General features: G+C 65.7%; 20 protein-coding genes and 1 pseudogene. 10 read left to right on the top strand and 11 right to left on the bottom strand.

Annotated features, from left to right (window positions below):
• The first annotated feature begins 10 nt into the window (after positions 1 to 10).
• From HLA91_RS12500 to HLA91_RS12490, 3 genes are read left to right on the top strand one after another with little or no spacing between them, the layout of a single operon-like run.
• Positions 11 to 697, top strand: a complete 687-nt coding sequence (locus HLA91_RS12500) for a glycosyltransferase (protein ID WP_170274963.1) — start codon at positions 11 to 13, stop codon at positions 695 to 697.
• Positions 694 to 1,698, top strand: coding sequence for an acyl-CoA dehydrogenase family protein (locus HLA91_RS12495; RefSeq protein ID WP_170274962.1), 1,005 nt, complete (start codon positions 694 to 696; stop codon positions 1,696 to 1,698). The genes HLA91_RS12500 and HLA91_RS12495 overlap by 4 nt, the downstream gene beginning before the upstream one ends.
• A complete protein-coding gene (locus HLA91_RS12490; RefSeq protein ID WP_170274961.1) occupies positions 1,691 to 3,133 on the top strand; it encodes a bifunctional PIG-L family deacetylase/class I SAM-dependent methyltransferase in 1,443 nt (480 codons plus the stop codon). Before HLA91_RS12495 ends, HLA91_RS12490 begins: the two co-directional genes overlap by 8 nt.
• 60 nt (positions 3,134 to 3,193) lie before the next feature.
• Here the strand turns inward: HLA91_RS12490 and HLA91_RS12485 are convergent, their stop codons facing one another.
• From HLA91_RS12485 to HLA91_RS12470, 4 genes are all read right to left on the bottom strand, one after another.
• The gene (locus HLA91_RS12485; RefSeq protein WP_170274960.1) at positions 3,194 to 3,547 is read right to left on the bottom strand and encodes a DUF488 domain-containing protein; all 354 of its coding nucleotides are present in this window, start codon (positions 3,545 to 3,547) and stop codon (positions 3,194 to 3,196) included.
• Between the two features lie 28 nt (positions 3,548 to 3,575).
• Complete coding sequence (locus tag HLA91_RS12480) at positions 3,576 to 4,514, bottom strand: diacylglycerol/lipid kinase family protein (RefSeq protein ID WP_170274959.1); 939 nt, start codon at positions 4,512 to 4,514, stop codon at positions 3,576 to 3,578.
• 228 nt (positions 4,515 to 4,742) lie between these two features.
• On the bottom strand, positions 4,743 to 5,162 hold the full coding sequence (locus tag HLA91_RS12475) for a type II toxin-antitoxin system VapC family toxin (RefSeq protein ID WP_170274958.1): 420 nt from the start codon (positions 5,160 to 5,162) through the stop codon (positions 4,743 to 4,745).
• Positions 5,159 to 5,392 carry a FitA-like ribbon-helix-helix domain-containing protein gene (locus HLA91_RS12470; protein ID WP_170274957.1) on the bottom strand — a complete coding sequence of 78 codons (234 nt, stop codon included), beginning with the start codon at positions 5,390 to 5,392 and terminating at the stop codon, positions 5,159 to 5,161. The genes HLA91_RS12475 and HLA91_RS12470 overlap by 4 nt, the downstream gene beginning before the upstream one ends.
• Before the next feature lie 188 nt (positions 5,393 to 5,580).
• On the opposite strand from HLA91_RS12470, the gene HLA91_RS12465 reads away from it, so the two are divergent.
• The 3 genes from HLA91_RS12465 (at position 5,581) to HLA91_RS12460 (ending at position 8,070) form a co-directional block, all read left to right on the top strand.
• The gene (locus tag HLA91_RS12465; protein ID WP_170274956.1) at positions 5,581 to 7,200 is read left to right on the top strand and encodes a helicase HerA-like domain-containing protein; all 1,620 of its coding nucleotides are present in this window, start codon (positions 5,581 to 5,583) and stop codon (positions 7,198 to 7,200) included.
• A 56-nt stretch (positions 7,201 to 7,256) separates the two neighbouring features.
• A complete protein-coding gene (locus HLA91_RS14115; protein ID WP_259845159.1) occupies positions 7,257 to 7,379 on the top strand; it encodes a hypothetical protein in 123 nt (40 codons plus the stop codon).
• A gap of 94 nt (positions 7,380 to 7,473) precedes the next feature.
• Positions 7,474 to 8,070 (top strand): 1-acyl-sn-glycerol-3-phosphate acyltransferase, encoded by a 597-nt coding sequence (locus HLA91_RS12460; RefSeq protein ID WP_170274955.1) that lies wholly within the window; start codon positions 7,474 to 7,476, stop codon positions 8,068 to 8,070.
• A gap of 208 nt (positions 8,071 to 8,278) precedes the next feature.
• Here the strand turns inward: HLA91_RS12460 and HLA91_RS12455 are convergent, their stop codons facing one another.
• From HLA91_RS12455 to HLA91_RS12440, 4 genes are all read right to left on the bottom strand, one after another.
• Positions 8,279 to 9,151 (bottom strand): PKD domain-containing protein, encoded by an 873-nt coding sequence (locus HLA91_RS12455; protein WP_170274954.1) that lies wholly within the window; start codon positions 9,149 to 9,151, stop codon positions 8,279 to 8,281.
• The gene (locus HLA91_RS12450; protein ID WP_170274953.1) at positions 9,148 to 9,756 is read right to left on the bottom strand and encodes a hypothetical protein; all 609 of its coding nucleotides are present in this window, start codon (positions 9,754 to 9,756) and stop codon (positions 9,148 to 9,150) included. Before HLA91_RS12450 ends, HLA91_RS12455 begins: the two co-directional genes overlap by 4 nt.
• Positions 9,757 to 10,042: 286 nt before the next feature.
• Positions 10,043 to 10,792, bottom strand: coding sequence for a DUF429 domain-containing protein (locus HLA91_RS12445; protein WP_170274952.1), 750 nt, complete (start codon positions 10,790 to 10,792; stop codon positions 10,043 to 10,045).
• 6 nt (positions 10,793 to 10,798) lie between these two features.
• Positions 10,799 to 13,228, bottom strand: a complete 2,430-nt coding sequence (locus HLA91_RS12440) for an ATP-dependent DNA ligase (protein ID WP_170274951.1) — start codon at positions 13,226 to 13,228, stop codon at positions 10,799 to 10,801.
• 30 nt (positions 13,229 to 13,258) lie between these two features.
• On the opposite strand from HLA91_RS12440, the gene ku reads away from it, so the two are divergent.
• A complete protein-coding gene (gene ku, locus HLA91_RS12435; RefSeq protein ID WP_170274950.1) occupies positions 13,259 to 14,185 on the top strand; it encodes a non-homologous end joining protein Ku in 927 nt (308 codons plus the stop codon).
• 56 nt (positions 14,186 to 14,241) lie between these two features.
• On the top strand, positions 14,242 to 14,811 hold the full coding sequence (locus HLA91_RS12430) for a hypothetical protein (RefSeq protein ID WP_170274949.1): 570 nt from the start codon (positions 14,242 to 14,244) through the stop codon (positions 14,809 to 14,811).
• A 187-nt stretch (positions 14,812 to 14,998) separates the two neighbouring features.
• On the opposite strand, the gene HLA91_RS12425 is transcribed toward HLA91_RS12430, so the two are convergent.
• From HLA91_RS12425 to HLA91_RS13960, 3 genes and pseudogenes are all read right to left on the bottom strand, one after another.
• Positions 14,999 to 15,439 (bottom strand): YtoQ family protein, encoded by a 441-nt coding sequence (locus HLA91_RS12425; protein WP_170274948.1) that lies wholly within the window; start codon positions 15,437 to 15,439, stop codon positions 14,999 to 15,001.
• A gap of 110 nt (positions 15,440 to 15,549) precedes the next feature.
• On the bottom strand, positions 15,550 to 15,867 hold the full coding sequence (locus tag HLA91_RS14305) for an HXXEE domain-containing protein (RefSeq protein ID WP_375545122.1): 318 nt from the start codon (positions 15,865 to 15,867) through the stop codon (positions 15,550 to 15,552).
• A 191-nt stretch (positions 15,868 to 16,058) separates the two neighbouring features.
• Positions 16,059 to 17,498, bottom strand: a pseudogene (locus tag HLA91_RS13960) (arylsulfotransferase family protein).
• A gap of 517 nt (positions 17,499 to 18,015) precedes the next feature.
• On the opposite strand from HLA91_RS13960, the gene HLA91_RS14300 reads away from it, so the two are divergent.
• The gene (locus tag HLA91_RS14300; RefSeq protein WP_170274946.1) at positions 18,016 to 18,180 is read left to right on the top strand and encodes a transposase; all 165 of its coding nucleotides are present in this window, start codon (positions 18,016 to 18,018) and stop codon (positions 18,178 to 18,180) included.
• A gap of 49 nt (positions 18,181 to 18,229) precedes the next feature.
• The coding region (locus tag HLA91_RS12405; RefSeq protein ID WP_170274945.1) for a transposase at positions 18,230 to 18,410 on the top strand (181 nt) is incomplete at its 3' end.

Genomic DNA, 18,410 nt, shown 5'->3' with positions numbered 1-18,410 from the left:
GGATGGACAGGTGACGGACTCCGCGCAGCTGCACGTCGTCATCCCCGCCCACAACGAGGAAGCCCTCCTGCCCCGCGCGCTCGATGCCCTCAACGCCTCGGCGGCGGCGGCCGGCTGCCGGCTCGGCGTCCTCGTCGTCGCCGACTCCTGCACCGATGCCACCGCGGCCACCGCCCGCGCCCACGGCGCCGACGTGCTGCCGGTCCGCCTCGGCCGGGTCGGCGCGGCACGGCACGCCGGATTCGCCCACCTGCGCGCCACCGCACCACAGGCCGCCTGGCTGGCCACCACCGACGCCGACAGCGCCGTACCCACCTCGTGGTGCCGCCGCCTCCTCGAGCTCAGCGCCGAAGGCGCCGAACTCATCGCCGGCACCGTCTGCCTCGAACCCCCGGCAGACCCGCAGCTGCCGGACACGCTGGGCACCCGCTGGTCGGCCCTGTATGCCACCGGCATCACCCCGGCCGGCCACCGCCACATCCACGGCGCCAACCTGTCCTTCCACCCGCGCACTTACGACGTCCTCGGCGGATTCGCAGCCCTGGCCGTGCACGAGGACGTCGACCTCGTCACCCGCGCTGAGGCCGCCGGCCTTGACGTGCGCTGGCCGCTCGACATCCCCGTCACCACCTCCCGCCGCACCGATGGCCGCTCACCCGGCGGCCTGTCCGACGACCTCAAGGAGCTCATCTCATGACCCAGACCCGCGGCCGGCTCGCCGCCCAGCTCACCGGCCACGCACTCCCCCACCCCGCCAGCGGCGACACCCTCACCCGGTTCGCCACGCTGGCGCGCCTCGCCCGCGCGGACCTCGTCACCGCCCGGTTCATCGAAGCCCACGCCGATGCCCAGGCGATCACCACCGACCTCGGCGCACCCGACCTCGTCGAACCGGGCAGCCACTGGGGCGTATGGGCGGCTGAGCCGCCGCAGCCGCAGCTCACCGCCGCCGAGGCGGCAGGCGCCTGGTCGCTGACCGGCACCAAACCGTGGTGCTCAGGGGCCGGCATGTGCACCCATGCGCTCGTGACCGCCCGAGAGGAATCCGGGCAGGTCGGGTTCTTCGCCGTCGATCTGCGCCAGGACGGCGTGCGTGCGGTGCCCGAAACGTGGCCTGCTGTCGGAATGGCTGCCAGCGACTCCGGCTGGGTCGAGTTCGACACGGTGCCGGCTCGCCGGCTCGGCAGCCACCGCGACTATCTCGACCGGCCCGGCTTCTGGCACGGCGGTGCTGGAGTCGCAGCCTGCTGGTACGGCGGCGCCCGCGCCGTGGCCGAACCGCTGCTGGCCAAGGCACAGCGTGAGGGCGTCTCCCCGCTCATCGCCGCGCAGGCCGGTGCGGTCGCAGCCGAGCTTGCCGCCGGCTGGGCGCTGCTGGAGTCGACTGCCGCGTTCATCGACGCCGACCCCGGCAACTCCTCGGGGCTGATGATGGCTCGCGCGCTGGCGGTGCGCACCCGCATCGACCGGATGGCAGCTGATGTCATCGAACGCGTCGGCCGGGCACTCGGTGCCGGGCCGCTGTGCGGCGACGGCGAGCACGCGCAGCTGGTGGCCGACCTCAGCGTCTACATCCGCCAGACCCACGCCGAAGCCGACGAGGCTGCCATCGCCGCCCAGATCACCGAACACAACGATGACACTGCTCCGACTGCAGCCTGGGATCGGCTCCTCGGACTCACCGGCGCCCATGACTGAGCCCACCCCCGCAACCGGTCCCGCAGCCGACGCTGAGTCTGCCGGCGAGCGCACCTTCTCCGGCGCCCAGGTGCCTGCCGCCTCGGGCACGGAGATCGACACCTGCGCCGCCGCGCTGCCCGCCTGGCCGGGAGCCGAGGCGCTGCCGGGACTGCTCATCGTCGCTCCACACCCAGATGATGAGATCGCCGGCGCCGGCGGGCTGTTCGCTGCCGCCCTCGATGCCGGTATCCTGGTCCGCCTGGCTGCGGTCACCGACGGCGAGGGCTCACACCCGCCGGAGGCCGTCGATCCGGCCGAGCTCGCCGCCATCCGCCGGGGCGAAACTGACGCGGCCCTGCAGGTTCTCGCTGATGCCGCCGGCTGTCCCGTCCCGCCGGTCACCCGGCTGTCGATCCCCGACGGCGCAGTTGCCGAGCATGAGGAGACGCTTGCCGGGCGGCTGGCTGAACTCCTCGATGAGCTGCCGACCGGCACGTGGATCGCTGCTCCCCTGCGCACCGACGGCCACCCCGATCACGACGCGGCTGGCCGGGCCGCCTTCGCCGCCGCTGCGACCCGTCCGACCTGCCCGGTCGTCGAATATCCGGTGTGGCTGTGGCAGCACACCGCGCCGGCAGACGTGCCCGATGAGCTCGCGGCAGCTGCGGTGCGCCTCGATGTGCCCGAGCGGCTACGGGCGTCGCTGCCTGCCGCGCTGGACTGCTTCCGCTCCCAGGTCAGTCTCGACTACGGGGTCGCCGTCGACCGGGATCCGGCCGCCGGGCCCGAGGCGGTCGTTCTGCCGGCGAGGGTGCGGGAGCGGATGTGCCGGGAGCGGCAGGTGGTCTTCGTCCACCGCTCGGCCGGCTTCGATGACCTCTACCGGCACGCTGATGACCCGTGGTCGGTCGGCCAGCGGTGGTACGAGCGCAGGCGCGCTGAGCTCATCATGGCGATGCTGCCCAAGCCGCGCTTCGACCGGGTCTTCGAGCCCGGCTGTTCAATCGGGATGCTGAGTGAGAAGCTCGCCGCCCGGTGTGAGGAGCTCATCTGCGCTGATGTCGTGCCTGCTGCCGTCCATGCCGCCCGGCAGCGGCTGCGCGCCAGCAGTGCCGGCGCCTCGGTCGAGGTGCGCTGTGCCGGGATCGAGGACTGGCCGACCGGCAGCTTCGACCTCATTGTCTTCAGCGAATTGGCCTACTACCTCAGCGACGAGTCATTCGCAGGGTTCCTCACCTCGGCGGCGGCGAGCCTGCGCTCAGGCGGGGTGGTGCTGGCCGCGCACTGGCGGCACCCGGTGCCCGGTGGCTACCGGAGCGCTGAAAGCGCCCATGCGGCGCTGGCCGGCATCGACGGGTGGACCCGGCACGCCTCCTACCGGGATGCCGATGTGCTCATCGACGTCATCGGCCCTGATGCCCCGAGTGTTGCGAGCCAGGAGTTCTTCGCCTGAACTGCGTGCTGCCCCGACTGCCGGCTGCCTGACGGCCGGCCCCGGCGATGCAGCCGCAGCTCAGCTCTTCGTGCTGCGTGAGGAGAGGATCTTCTTCATCACGCTCAGGTGGCTGTGCTCGGGGTCCTTCGACGCGGTCAGCAGCACGATGTTCTTCTGCTCGGCCAGCGTGGCGGCGAAGTCGTCGAATTCCTCGTTGTCCTTGAGCTCAGCGCGGTAGCGCTTAGAGAATTCGCTGTAGTCTCCGCCGTTGTGGAACCACGTGCGCAGATCATCACTCGGGGCGACGTCCTTGGCCCACAGATCCAGATCCGCGTCCTCCTTGCTGATGCCGCGCGGCCAGAGCCGGTCGAGCAGCACGCGGTAGCCGCCTTCGTTGTCGTCGTAGATGCGTGCAATGGTGATCTCACTCATACATCCATGATGCCCCACACGGAGGCTGTCAGTCGGGCAGACCCTGGATGAGGCGGACAGCCCGGGGCATGACAGCGATCTCCACTTCGGCCCCGTCGTGGCTGCTGGGGAGGATCTCCTCGCCGTCGGCGTAGACCGGCACGCTGCTGGGGACTGTGACCCGGACGCGTTCGACCCGATGCTGCCGCAGCGGTGCCAACAGTCGGTGGGCGCGCAGGTAGATGAGCGGGAAGAGGCCTGCCAGCAGGAGGCGGGGAATCCTGTCGACTGTGCTCATGACGGCGGTCCCGGACCTGGGGTCGGCTGCGGGGGCCAGTGGGATGCCGCCGCCGATCCAGGGCCCGTTCTGCACGCAGATGAGCGTGGCCGTCAGATTCTGAGGCGGCTGGTCGTCGCGCGAGATGCGGAATCGTGCCGGGCGGAATGCTGGGAGTTCGCGCAGGAGCGCCACGAGGTAGCGTCCGGTGACAGGCAGCCGGCGGTAGGTGTTGGCGCGTGCGTTGACGAGCGCGTCGAAGCCGATGTTGGCGGAGTTCGCTACCCATACGTGCGACTGGCCTGAGTCCGGAGTCGTGACCGTCATGTGCAGCGCATCTACCGTGCAGCTGCGCAGCGCACCGTCCCGCAGCGCACCGTCCCGCAGCCCATCGAGCAGCCGGGACAGGCTGCCGACCGGGTCGCCGCGTTCGATCCGGGCGGCGCGGGCGAAATCATTGCCGGTGCCTGCCGGCACGATGCCCAGCGGGATGCCGGTGCCAGCAGTCAGGGCGAAACCGGCGGCCACTGTGCCGTCACCGCCGCAAACGACCACCGCATCGACACCGGCCTCAACCGCCTCGGCCGCGGCATTGAACTGGAGCTGGGCGTCAGCACCGGTCGGAACGAACAGCTCAAGGTCCGCCGCAGCTGCGGCGAGCGCGGTCGCACACCCGGGGTGCCGGTCAGCGGCCAGAGGATTCAGGAGCACGAGGACGCGCCTTGGCGACCTGATGCGGCCCGCTTCTCGGGCATGTGTCCCAGCCTCCACAGAACAGTCTCCTCGCCAGCCTGATCGTCATCGTCGACGGGCGCACATGTGCCCTCAGACTGCCTCCATGATGCCCCAGTGCTCGACAGCCTGCCGGACAGACTGATCTCGTCGCACCCATCCGGCACGACGGCCGCCGAGCCTTCCACCGCCGACTGAGAGAGCTGTTCAGGCTTCCCACGGATTGATCGTGGAGACACCAGTTCCCTGGAAGTCCTTGACGTTGCGCGTTGCGCACGTTGCGAGATGAGTGCGGCAGATCGCCGCGATCTCCGCGTCAGCCATGCTGATGGGAGATCCCGAAGCTTTACGATTGGCGACGAGCTCTGCGTAATGAGATGCAGCGGCGACGTCGAAGGGCAGCACAGCATTGAGCCGCCGGTATTGGTCCAGGACAGCTTCGACACTCTGTGCAAGCTGCGTCTGACGTCTGCCGCCGGGCAGACGGCGAACACCGACCAACAGCTCGGCAGCCGTGATCGCAGTGATCGCAACCTCACCAGACAGCGATTCGAGCCACGCCACCACACGCGGGTTCGGCAGCGGACGGAACAGCTCCGAGATGACGTTCGTGTCTAAGACGATCACGCGAAGTCCACCGAGCGTGCGCGCTCGTCCCTGCTGGGAACGGGAAGCTCATCAACGCCTCCAGCTTCCCGAGCGGCCTGCATCAGTGCCATTCCGATATTCGGTCTGCTGGCCGCCTGCGTCAGAATCTCGCGCACTTCAGCTTCCATGGAGCGCCCGTGCTTCCGCGCCCGCGCAGCCAGGGCGGATTTGACCGATTCCTCGAGTCCTCGCACCACTATCGCAGCCATCACGCATCACCTCCGTTTGATATCACTCATGATATCACCTGTCTGCAGCTGAGAACCAGAGTCAACCAGGCAAGAACCAGAGCCAACGCAGACTCCCGGCCCACGCAGAGAGAACCGCATGGTGTGCTCCTACCGGCCCCTGAAGCGATCGCCGCTGCTGCGCGCGCCTGCTGTGCTTGAATGACCTCATGAGCGACACGCAGGCCCTTGAAGCGATCCGCGCCGGATACACCTTCGACGAACCCGCCATCGACCTCGGCTCCGCCTTTGACGGCGACACCCCCGCCCCTGATGTGCGCGTGCGCATCCCGCTGGCGATGTTCAACCGCCACGGCCTCATCGCCGGTGCCACAGGCACCGGCAAGACGATCACCCTCCAGGTGCTTGCCGAGGCGCTCTCCACTGCCGGCGTTCCCGTGTTCGCAGCCGATCTCAAAGGCGACCTGTCCGGCATGGCGAGCCCCGGTGAGCCGTCCGAGAAGCTCACCGCCCGCACCCAGGCCAACGGCCAGGACTGGCAGCCCGAGGCCTCCCCGGTGACCTTCTACTCCCTCGGCGGAGAGGGCACCGGCATCCCGATGCGTGCGAGCGTCAGCTCCTTCGGACCACTCCTGCTGTCGAAAGTCCTGGGCCTCAACGACACCCAGGAGTCCGTCCTCGGCCTCATCTTCCACTACGCCGACTCCGCAGGCCTGGCGCTGCTCGACCTCTCCGACCTCAAGGCGGTGCTGTCCTTCCTCACCTCCCCGGAGGGCAAGGCGGACCTGAAGGACATCGGCGGAGTCTCCACCGCCTCGGCTGGGGTGATCCTGCGCGCGATCGCGAACCTGGAGATCCAGGGTGCCGACGCGTTCTTCGGCGAACCCGAATACGACATCTCCGACCTGCTGCGCACCCAGGGGGCTGCCGGCACGATCTCGATGCTCGAGCTGCCGGCCGTGCAGAACCGCCCGGCCCTGTTCTCGACCTTCCTCATGTGGCTCCTCGCCGAGCTGTTCGAAACCCTGCCCGAGGTGGGTGACGCCGACAAACCCACGCTCGTGTTCTTCTTCGACGAAGCCCACCTGCTGTTCGCCAACGCGTCGAAGGCGTTTCTCGACTCGGTCGCCCAGACGGTGCGCCTTATCCGTTCGAAGGGTGTGGGCGTCTTCTTCGTCACCCAGCAGCCCACCGACGTTCCCGAGGCGGTGCTCGCCCAGCTCGGCTCGCGCATCCAGCATCAGCTGCGCGCCCACACTCCCAAGGAGGCCAAAGCGCTCAAGGAGACGGTGTCGACCTTCCCGACGACTGATGTCGACCTCGGTGCGCTGCTCACCACGCTGGGCACCGGCGAGGCGATCGTAACCGTCATGGATCCCGATGGGGCACCGACACCGGTCGCTGCGACGAAGATCTTCGCCCCGCGCTCGAAGATGGGTCCCAGCGACCCGGCCCTGATGGAACAGCTCGTAACCGATTCTGCCCATCAGGCGACCTACGGTGAGCGCATCGACCGGGAATCGGCCCGCGAGATCCTCACCCAGCGCCTGGAAGCCGGTGCTGCCGACGCCGAGGCGGAGGGCACCTCGGGCCCGGAGCCGGCGCCAGGCAGCGGGCCGGATGCCGAACACGATGAGGCTCGGATCCCGCTGCCGGACACCGCAGGGGCGGGCAGAACCAGCCGCAGCCGGTCGACGACGCCCGGCAGACAGGATCGGACGATGCTCGAGCAGGTGGTGAATTCCCGCGAGTTCCGGCAGTTCACCCGCACCGCTGCCCGCGAGATCGCCCGCGGGATCTTCGGCACCGGCCGGCGCCGTCGGCGCTGAGACGCAACAGCCGAGATCAATCGCGCAGCTCCAGCGAGGCCAAGGACGTCGAGTCGATGCACGTCCATGCCAAGAGTCTCGTCGAGCCTGATATCGCGTTCACCGGCAAGTTCCACGAACCGGCGGGCCACTGGCTGCTCATGCACGAGTCCGAAGGCAACGAGTTGTGCATCGTGTGAACCACCTCGGGAGCGGTGACCGACGTTGCGCGCCTGGCTGCACGCCGGATGGACCGGTGCGCTTCGGGGCTCGAGAGTGCTCTACGGTTAAGCTATGCTCCGACGACTCGCCGCCCGCGCCTTCTGGCGCTTCAGCCGCTGGACGCTGCGCACCCAGCCGGCACCGACTCAGCCGACGATCCTCATCGGCGCACCCCACACCTCGAACTGGGACTTCATACTCATGCTCTGCATCGCCTGGGAGCTGGGCATCGATGTGCGCTGGATGGGAAAGAAGAGCCTGTTCCGCTCCTGGCGGGGGCCGTTCATGCGCGCCACCGGCGGCATCCCGGTCGACCGCGACAATCCCAGCCGCGTTGTCGCTGAGGTCGTCGAGGCTGCCCGCGCTGGGGAGATCTTCGGGCTCGTCATCACCCCGGACGGCACTCGCAGCGGGCACACTCACTGGAAGTCTGGGTTCTACCGCATCGCTCGCGAGACCGGCATGCCGGTGACCCTGGGCTACGTCGATTCGACGACGCACACGACCGGGCTCGGCCCGACCCTGGAGATGACCGGTGATGTCGCCGCCGATATGGATCGGATCCGGGCCTTCTACGCGGATAAGACCGGCATCCGCCCGCACCGGCAGGTGACACCGCGGCTGCGCGATGAGTCCGGCGGGCAATTCGGCGGGCGCACGGGCGCTTGATCAGGGTTTGCAGGAGTTCTCGACATCGGCGCCGAGGTAGTCCACCCGCTGGCATCAGAGGATCGGGGCGTGCGCCGGTTCTTCTGCCGTGACTCCTTGCGGCGTGCCGTCTGACACCTCGGGGTGCCGCCAACATCGGCACTTACATCTGAGGTTCGATGACGATCGCCCAGCGGACCGACGCTGGAGGCGGTGACCGACGGCGTTCTCATGGGCAGTCGGGGCCGTCGGGGTTCTTGGTGCAGTCCTCGTCGACGAGGTAGCGCACGTACCGGTAGATCTCGACTGGCACCGGTCTCGATGCGATCTCAGCTGTGCCGGGGATGTCCTCCCATGCTCCGCCGTCGACACGGAACTGACCGACGTAACTGGTCGTTAGATTGATCGTGTAGTCACCGCTTTCCGTGTAGGAATGGCTGATATCGGCGTCGTGGGCGTATCTGGGCTTGCGGCCGGCTGAGGTCGTGGTGATTGTGTTGCCGTCACCGAAGTTCCATTTGTATTGCGCTGGCGTCACCCTGATCTCGACGGTGTATCCGGCGAGCTCCATCGTATCTGTCCGCGAGGAGTTATTGCCGGCCCATACGGCTACAGGCTTGTTCACCACACCCCACCCTTCGGGCATGACGAAGATGTCAGACGGTGGGATCGAGGTCTCCCCGACGTCTTCCCATGTCACATCCGGTGGAGGCTCCACATAGAAGTCTGTGTCAGGCGGGCTGTTGCTGTCACGATCCGGCGACGGCTGCGGCCGGCGCTCACACTGCCTGGCCCGGCTCCCCGGGTCGCCCTCAAGCAACTGGCAGGCCCGAGGCCCGGAATCAGCGTTGTTGTCCCGGCGATCACGATCGGAATTGTCGCCGTTGCGGTTGCCGCCGCCCCGGCCCGAACCGTCGCGGTCCTTCTTGCGTTGCTTACGATCCTTGCCATCGCGCTTCTTCGTTTTCTTGCATTTCACCTTTCCCCAGTCGTTATGAATTTCGCCTTGGCAGGGTCCAGCAGAGACAGCTAACAACGGAGTTTTGACCTCTACTGGTGCAAGTAAAAGTAAAACGAGAATAAGCAGAAGAAAGCGCGTCATTTCTCGCACCCGTAGCCAGATTGTTCAGCCTGAACGATCAACCATTTGTTGTTCTCGCGTTGCAGAGAGTAGTCCGCAATGAAGGGTTCTAGATCGTCTGCCTTAAGTGACTCGCCTTCGCTGTCCAAAAGGTCAAACTTGCTGTAGTCAACGCACGACTCGAAGAGAGCCTCTCCGCCCCCGTCATCTTCAAGGGTCAAGTCGCTAAGTAAATGGTAGTTATGAACAACAGATCCTGTTGCTGTCTCGCCGTTGCTTCTCGCTTCGTCGAAACCATCTTCATAAGCTTCGCGAAAGCTGCCTCCCGCATATCGAAGGGCAACGTCTTGATTCTCGTACCCCGAAGTGGCGACGGTGTTATACGCAGCTGTGAAGCTAACCAACACCTGGTAAGCCTCGTCCGCCGCCTTCTTCTCATCCGGCGTTAGGTTCAACTCTGTCTCGTACGGAGGCTCGGTGAGCTCAGGGCTCGGCTCTGCATCGGCGGTGGACGAAGCAAACGAGGGAGTCGGCTCCTCTTCCTGGGCACCGGCGCAGCCACTAGCGACCAGCACCAACGCGCCTAGCGACGCACCCATCACTACGCCTCGTCCTGTGAACCGCATCCTGTCGACTCCTCTTCGGGTTAAACCAAAACTAGGTCACTCATACCTGCGAAGGAATAGCCGAAACGGAACTGTGGACAAGGACCAGTCAGAGCCGCGCCGTCCCGCAGACCCTGACTAATACTTCAGAACAGAAGGCACGTATCACCATCCGCATGTGACGTTCATCACGGTAGCAAAATGTTCGGCGACGTGGAACCAGAGGCACGAGTACCCAACGGCACCATCGACCAACCCTCCGGGACTGAAACTCGCTCGTGACACTGCGGTGCCGTACATGCACCACTCACACGGCCACCGTGCCAAACGGAACGTGGATCCACCCCTCTGTCAGGGCATCTTTCTGCTCCGCTGCTGTCGGCACGCGCGTGCGCCCGTCTGCCGACTCGACGGCCACCAAAGCAGAGATGACCGCATCGAGAGCGTCATCCGAAGACATGCAGACCGAATCGTATCCGTTCCAGTCAACTGCACACCGCTCGATCAGCCCCGTCACGATGTCCTCCCGCAACCGCCCGTCCCGCTTGTAGCCGCGAAATGGAAGCTGCCACACCTTCAACGCTGCTGCCGGGTACATCTCACATACCCGCCCAGCGCCATCGCGCTGGCATTCCATTCCACGATCGCGCAGGCGCGCCTCGACTGCAGCCCAGCGCAGCGCCGGGTACGCAATACGATCGGCGGCCACGCTCAAAGGCGTGAGACCGCACCACTGGTGCACCAGCTGATCCGTCCGGCGCAGGACCATCCCCCGGCGCCACCGCACATCTGCTGCCATAGGCGCCGCGTGCTGCTGCAGTGCATGATCTGCGACGAATTCAACGAACCCCGCCGGCCAGCCGAAGGGCACATCAATGCCGGCCTTCGAGACCCCACTGAGCATCTCGATAAGCTCCTCATCATCGAGCCCGCAGCCGGCGTCTTCCACGACCACCCGGCCCTGAGGTGTGCGCTGCAGTCGGGCGAATCCGGTCCTGCCCGGTTCGGCAGCGAGATCGACACCGGCGAAGACTGCAGCTTCCCACGGCTCCGTCACGACGCGTCACACCTCCCACCGCACCTCGTCAGGATCCTTGTCATCGCGCCAGCCGCGCCAGGCGGCCTGCCGGACCCGGCCCTGCCGTGTCCGCCCGGCCAGCGTCACCTCGGCGACGAGCGTCGGCCTCACCCACCATGCATCAGCCTGGTCTTCGGTCGGCACATCGTCGACCGGCGGGGTCTTGCGCTCAAGTTTCCGCAGCTTCGCCTCGATCTCAGCCAGCTGCCGGTCGGTGAATCCCGTGCCGACCCGCCCGGCGTAGCGCAACTCTCCGTCATCATCAGGTACGGCGACAAGCAGCGAACCGATCCCGCCGGCCCTGGCGCCCTTCCCGTCGCGGGCGCCGATGACGATGACCTCCTGGTGCAGCTGCGTTTTGAGCTTGATCCACGCCGAGCCGCGCTGGCCGGTCAGGTAGACCGAATCGGCGCGCTTGGCGACGACCCCTTCGAGCCCGAGCGCCCGGCTGGCCCTGATCGCCGCCTCCAGTGGACCCTCATGCGCCGGCGGCACGGTGACGTACTCGCCTTCATCAAGCACCTCGGCGAGGATCTTCCGGCGGGCCCGGTAGGTTTCGCGGATGAGCGAGCGGCCGTTGTGGGCGAGGATGTCGAAGACCATATAGCGCAGCTCAGCGTCATCGGGCACGTCGTCCTCGCCGCTGAGCATCGCCTGCAGCAGACTGAAGTCCGGCCTCCCGTCCCCGTCGAGCGCTACGAGCTCCCCGTCGAGGATCCCGGTGCCCTCCAGCAACTCAGTGAGCTCGCCTGCCTGCGGGAACTGCTCTGTCATGTCCTGGCCGTTGCGGCTGGCGAGCACCACTCCCCCGGTCCCGACGCCGGCGAGCATCCGGTAGCCGTCCCATTTCATCTCCGCGACCCACGTCTCGCCAGCACCCTTCCCGAGGCGGATGTCGGCCTCCGAGCCCGCGCGGGCGAGCATCGGGGCGGGGATGTCGCTGAGCGCAGGAACGTCGCCGGAGTCCTGGCCACCTGCAGAAGGAGCCGCCTTCTCGCCGCGCTCCCCCGCCTCGGGCGCGGGACCGTTCCCGTCGCCGGGCTGGTCCTTCATCAGCTGCAGCAGCCACGTGTTCTTCCCGTCCATCCCCTTCGTGCGGATGAGTGCGAACCGGCGTGGGATGCCTTTGAGCCCGCCGTCCTCGCGGCCGTGGAGGACGGCGATGATCTCCTTGTCATCACGCCATTTCTCGCGCTCATACGTGCCGGCATCCCAGATGGTGACCTCTCCGGCGCCGTACTCGCCCTTGGCGATCGTGCCCTCGAAGCTACCGTATTCGAGCGGGTGGTCCTCGGTCTGGACGGCCAACCGGTTGACGTTGTGCTTCAGCGGCACGCCCTTGGGCACCGCCCAGCTGACGAGCACTCCGGAGTGCTCCAGCCGGAAGTCCCAGTGCAGGCTGCTGGCGTGGTGCTCCTGGATGACGAAGCTCGGGGCCTCCACTTTCGAGGTGTCGGCTGGCCTGTGTGCCGGAACCGGTTCGCTGGTCTTGGCGGCGTCGCGCATCGACCGGTAGGTCTCCAACCGGTCAGCACCGAGGTCCGCAATTGGGTCCAGACCCTCCTCAACGCGTGCGATGACGTCCTCGAACTCCAGCTGCGCAAGGTCCGGGTCGGCCAGTTCATCCCAAGTGCGCGGGGCGGCGACGGTGGGGCGCAGACGACCGCGCAGCGAGTAGGGGCTCACAGTGGTCTTCGAGGCGCTGTTCTGACTCCAGTCGAGGAAGACCCTGCCGGTGCGGTCGGTCTTCTTCATCGTCGAGACGACCTCATCGGGGTGGTCAGCTTCGAGTGCGCGGGCGAGTTCGTGGGCGACGTCGGAGATCTGCTCGGAGTTGTGCCGACCGTCAAGAGCGGCGTAGAGGTGGATGCCCTTCGAACCTGAGGTCACCGGGTAGGTCGGCATGCCCATGTCCTCGAGGATCTCCCGGCACCAGGCGGCGACGGTGGCGCAGTCGGTGAGGTCGGTTCCCGGGCCGGGGTCGAGGTCGAGGACGAGGCGGTCGGGGTTGCGCGGCTGGCCGTTGCGGCCGAAGCGCCACTGCGGGGTGTGCAGCTCGAGGGCTGCGACCTGGCCGAACCACGCAAGTACGGCCGGTTCCTCGGCCACCGGATAGGTGTTGGTGCCGCTCTTGTGCTTGATCGTGCCGGTGGGGATCCAGTCCGGGGCCGAGTCCTCCAAGTCTTTGCGGAAGAAGGCATGTCCCGCCTCGGCGGCGGTGCCGACCCCGTCAACCCAGCGTTTGCGGGTGACCGGCCGGCCGGTGATCTGCGGGATGAGGACGTCAGCGACGGTGAGGTAATAGCGGATGACGTCGGCCTTCGTGGTGCCGGTCTCCGGGTAGAGGACCTTGTCGAGATTGGAGACGGTGAGCGTGCGGTCTCCGACCTGGAACTTCTTGCGAGCTGGCGCCATCGTGGTCCCTTTCTGCGTAGAATCCATGCTATGCGAGCAATATGGACCGGCGCCATCACCTTCGGGCTCGTGAACGTTCCCGTCAAGGCCTACAGCGCCACGGAGAATCACGACGTGTCCTTCCACCAGGTCCACGACGCCGATGGCGGGCGGATCCGCTATGAGCGGCGCTGCGAGGTCTGCGGTGAGAAGGTCGAGTACAAGGACATCGACAAGGCCTACGAGTCCGGTGACGACACCGTCATCGTCACTGATGATGACTTCGAGGCGCTGCCGGAGAGTGACAACGACGAGATCGAGGTCGTGCAGTTCGTCCCGACCGAGCAGATCGATCCGATCATGCTCGACCGCACCTACTACCTGGAGCCTGCAGCGAAGTCGCCGAAGTCGTATCTGCTGCTGCGCCAGGCGCTGGAGGACAGTGACCGGACCGCGGTGGTGACGTATTCGCTGCGGCAGAAGACCCGGCTGGGTGTCTTGCGAGTGCGCGGGAAGGTGCTCGTGCTGCAGGGCATGCTGTGGGCCGATGAGGTCCGCAGCGTCGACTTCAAAGGCGTGAAGTCGAAGGCGAAGATCAGCAGCAAGGAGAAGGAGCTCGCCGGCGCTCTGGTCGAGCAGTTCGCCTCGGACTTCACCCCCGAGGAGTTCGAGGACGACTACCAGGTCGAGCTGCGCAAGCTCATCGACGCCAAGCTGGAAGCCGGTGACACCCTCGACACCGAGGCGACCTTCGGTGAGACACCTGACGAAGCCGGTGAGGCCGACGGCGATGACGCGGACGTCGTCGATCTGATGGAGGCGCTGAAATCCTCGCTGGACCGCAGGCGCGACGGGTCGAAGCAGAAGTCGGGCGGGTCCTCGAGCGGCAAGAAGGCCGGTGGCAAGAAATCAGACGAAAAGAAGTCGGGCGGGAAGAAGTCTTCGAAGAAGAAGTCGGATTCGGCGAAGAGCGCATAAGCTTCTGATTCGGCGCGATCGCCCTTCCGCGCCGGCAGAAATCCGATAATGGCATCATGACGGACTTTGCACTGCAGCCACCGCAGCCGGCTCCTCTGCGAGGAGACGAACCATTCGACGGAATCGATGCAACGGTTCTCGACTTCTGGCGATACGCGCTGTCGAACTTGAGGGTGAACAACGTGCGCGGATACATCGCCGAGTTCCTCGTCTCTCGCGCGGTCGGCGCTGTCGGATCTCGAATCGAGTGGGACGCCTACGATGTGGTCACACCTGAGGGAACCACAATCGAAGTCAAAACATCCGCCTATGTCCAGGCATGGGAACAGCGCACAATCTCACGCATCAGCTTCAGCGGCTTGAAACGACGCATTTGGGACACCGCCTCCGGTCTGAGTCGCGAACAGACATACAACGCCGATATCTACGTGTTCGCAGTGCACACTGCACAGACGCACGAAGAGTACGACGCGCTCGCCGTCTCGCAATGGAAGTTCTACGTACTGCCCCGCCGCATCCTGCGGAAGCTCGGCTATTCGTCTATCAGCCTGCCGACGCTCGAACGGCACGCTGGTCAGGCCGTGCAGTACTCCGGCCTAGCCGAGGCGATCAGAACTACGGTCTGAGAACAGACCTGCCGGCGCCGCTTCCCACGGGCGACGCTAGCAGGAGCCTCGGGGCAGCGAACGGGGAAGCTGGCGCGATCGACAGACGGATAGACCGCGAAACCGGATTCGGTTTCAGTGAGGACCATGTCCTCACCTCCACGCCTCGGGCGAGTGAAAGCCCGCCCCAACCGCTGTGATAGAGCTCTTAGGCGTTGAGCACGTAGCGCAGAGTCTCGACGACCTGATCAGTCGTCTTGCACCAGGCTTGGGCACCGGCGTCCACTTCCTTGAGCGCATGGACGGTGTCTTCGTCGTGCAAGGTGATGTACGGGGTGCCCAGCGCCGCACAGTACCCGGCTTCGAAGGCGGCGTTCCACTGCTTGTACTTGTCGCCGAAGCGCACAACGACCATATCGCTGTTCTCGATGAGGGTGCGGGTGCGGATGGCATTGACCTTGGCTGACTGGTGATCGCGCCAGAACTGGCTGGGCGTCTCACCCAGATGGTCGCCGGCTGCATCGCTTGCGGGGTGATCGGTCACCGGTGCGGTGAACACGACGTCCAGACCGGCGGCCTCGGCACCTCGTTCGATCTCGTCCCGCCAGTCAGTGTGGATCTCGCCGGAAAGATAGACATTGAAGCTCATCGCTGCCTCCTGTAGAGAAATGCAGTATCCGTCAGCATCTTCAACCCTATCTCAGCGATGCGGTGGCCGGGTGGCTGAGAGCACCGGTCACAGTGTTGCGCAGAAGGAGATCACTTCCTCGAATCTGCGAACCGGGCGAGGACGTGGCAAGCGGTAGCTGCTGGCACCAGGATCGCGATGCCTGCTGCTGTGTCTCGCACGCTGATGTCGAGGCCGCAGCGTGCCAACTCCCTGCGAGCGTTGACTGTTCCCGGCAACATCACCAACACGGCTGAGACCACACCTGCGGTGTATCCGCGCTGGAGGATTGATGCGAGCAGATGTGTTCCCACGTGGGCTTCGAGCCCAGCAGCGACCGCCCGGTAGAAGCGAGAATCACCCGATTCTGCAACTCCTCGTGCGCATGCCGCCGGTGCCAGCAGCCCCATGAGACCAACAGCGATCTAAGACTGGCGCGGGGTCATACGCAGCTGCTGGATTCCAGTCTGAGCGGCAAGGCGCTCACAGGTCGCCGGAAACGCGAGTGCTTCCTCGACATCGTGCAGGAGCCACGCGCTGAACAGCGCTGCTGGCCCTTTCCACTTCACACCGCACCTCCAGCTCACGGCTGGTCTTCCGTCTACTGTGCCAGTCCTTCGCCCTCGGGCTGGACTGCCGCGCTGCCGATCGGGTCACCGTCGGCATTGAGTGCTTCGACAACGATGTGTTCGAACGACTGCGGTGACTCCCCCGAGCCCTCATCAGCATCATCGTCGCCGTTTCCGTCCGCGCCCTCCGGCAGTTCGATCGCCGTCTCAAAGCCAGTGCGCTCACTGGTGGCGACCTCGGAAAGCGTGGACGAATCGGCACCGACCAGCACGCGCCATGACTCGACTTCTGTCGCACCGTTCCAGCTGACATAGACACTCGTGACGCCATCCTCTGTCCGCGCGACGGCTGCGGGCGGTGCCGTGGGTGTCGCCGTCCACTCGTGGAAGTACGCGCGATAGTTCGAGTCAGCTGCCACGGTCCAGTCGCCGAGAACCTCCCCGTCCTGGGCGTACAGCGTCCATGACGGTAGGGCACCCCAGCCCAGCACGACGCGTCCGTTGGCCAGCTCCTGGAACGAGCCCTGGTTGGCTGCGATCCGATCAACTGGCGGCAGATACTCGGTGATGATCTCGATGGTCATCTCGTCGGTGTCGACGTCGAGGCGCAGCCCGCGCGAAGAGTCACCGCGTGTGGGTGCTGACTGGTTGTCGAACATCGTGATCGAGCCGTCAGCCTGACGTTCGATGTCATGCTGCCATGCGAAGTAAACGCCGTCACCAAGCTCGAAGTCGGACTCAGGCCCGCCGGCTGTCCAGTTCACCTCGCCGGATTCCCTGTCGAGGTTGTAGAAGGCGTGTGTGTTGCGCGCATTCACCAGCAGCGAACCGTCGTCATCGACGGTGGCGGAATTGCCGTGGAAGTAGTCGAAGGGCTTCTCCTCGGTTCCCGCGTCGTCTTCGAACTCGCGCTGGGTTTCGGTGACGGGGATATGGTCGAGTGAGCTCCAGTCGAACAGGACCTCGCCGGTTTCGAGGTCGATCTCCTGAACGACGCCGTCCCAGACTCAGCCGTCCGTCTCACCTCCGAACGCGGTGAGATCAGTCTGCTTCGGAACATAGGCGAGCACCAGCAGCGTGCCCTCCTCCGTCACCGTCGTCTCATGGAGATCGACCATGCGATGCGGCAGGTCCCCGCCGGTGCCCACACGGGCGATCTGCTCATACGAGTCATCGAGAATGACAACCTCTCCTTCGGCCAGCGGGGTATCGACCGTTCCCTCCCACCACGTGAGGACTTCCTGGCCCTGGTAGTCCTGGACGCGCAGATCCCACCCTGCGGTGTCGCCGTCCGGGTCGGAATCTTCCTCGATCCATACGGGCTCCCCGGCGCCGTCGACGATGAGCCGGCCGGACCAGATGCCTGTCTCCTGTGACTTCGGGCCGAGGAAGACATACTGGTCGATACCATTGACGCTCAGATCGAGAGGCTCACCCTCGATAGGCGGGGCGGTGAGGTCCGGGCGGCTCACATATTCCCTCAGCTCCACTGATGCGCTGTCCTCGCCATCCGTGCAGCCTGTCAGCGCTAGGGCGATGATCGATGCGGCCCCGATGGTTATGCGCGACCGGTGACGTGACGACGGGGTCATGAGATGTGCTTAGCTCCTCAGCACGCGCAGGGGAGGCGCGGCGTTCAGTGTGGCCGGCCTCAGGCATCGTTCCCGGCAGCGTTAAGTCCCCTACGACAACGCGCGACTGGTGGCACGGCACTGTGATCATGGACGTCTCAACAGGAGTATAGGTCGCATCCGTAAGGATCTGTGGGCAAAGACCTTTGACGTGCGTCGTTCTCGAACGAGCTCCATCAGATCGCCACCATGCAGATTCACGTGCCCCTGCAACGCCCTGGTCTGCAAAGTGCTGCCGGGATGTCCAGCAGGAATGGAACCGTGCCGATCCGCACTCGCAACCCACCGTCGAGACCTGTGAATCGCCCCGGGGATAATAGAGGCAGGGAGATTGGAAGAAGGAGATTCTCTCTTGCCAGTGAAATACACCGACGAACTTAAGGCTCGTGCCGTAGAGCTTGTCATCCATGCTCAGGCCGATCCGGAGACCGCGAACGGAGCCATCACCCGTGTCGCGAACGAACTCGGCCTTAGCAAAGAGACCTTGCGAGTCTGGGTGCGTAAGCACAGGAGGGACTGCTGAAGGTTTGGTTGACTTCACGACTGGATAAATTCCAGGAAGGATAGAAGTCATGCCCAAGATCTACACCGATGAGTTCAAGCAATCAGCGCTCGATCTCGTAGGCGACGGAATGACCCAGAAGCAGGTCTGTGCTGACCTCGGGATCTCGAAATCAGCCCTTCAGGCCTGGGTCCGTGACTCCCGCCTGCGCGAGCACGGCCTCGAGCCCTCCCGTGATCCCGAGGAGTCAC

It is taken from the genome of Brevibacterium luteolum (assembly GCF_013004595.1).
GTDB lineage: Bacteria > Actinomycetota > Actinomycetes > Actinomycetales > Brevibacteriaceae > Brevibacterium > Brevibacterium luteolum.
This window is presented reverse-complemented; position numbering and strand designations above follow the sequence as displayed.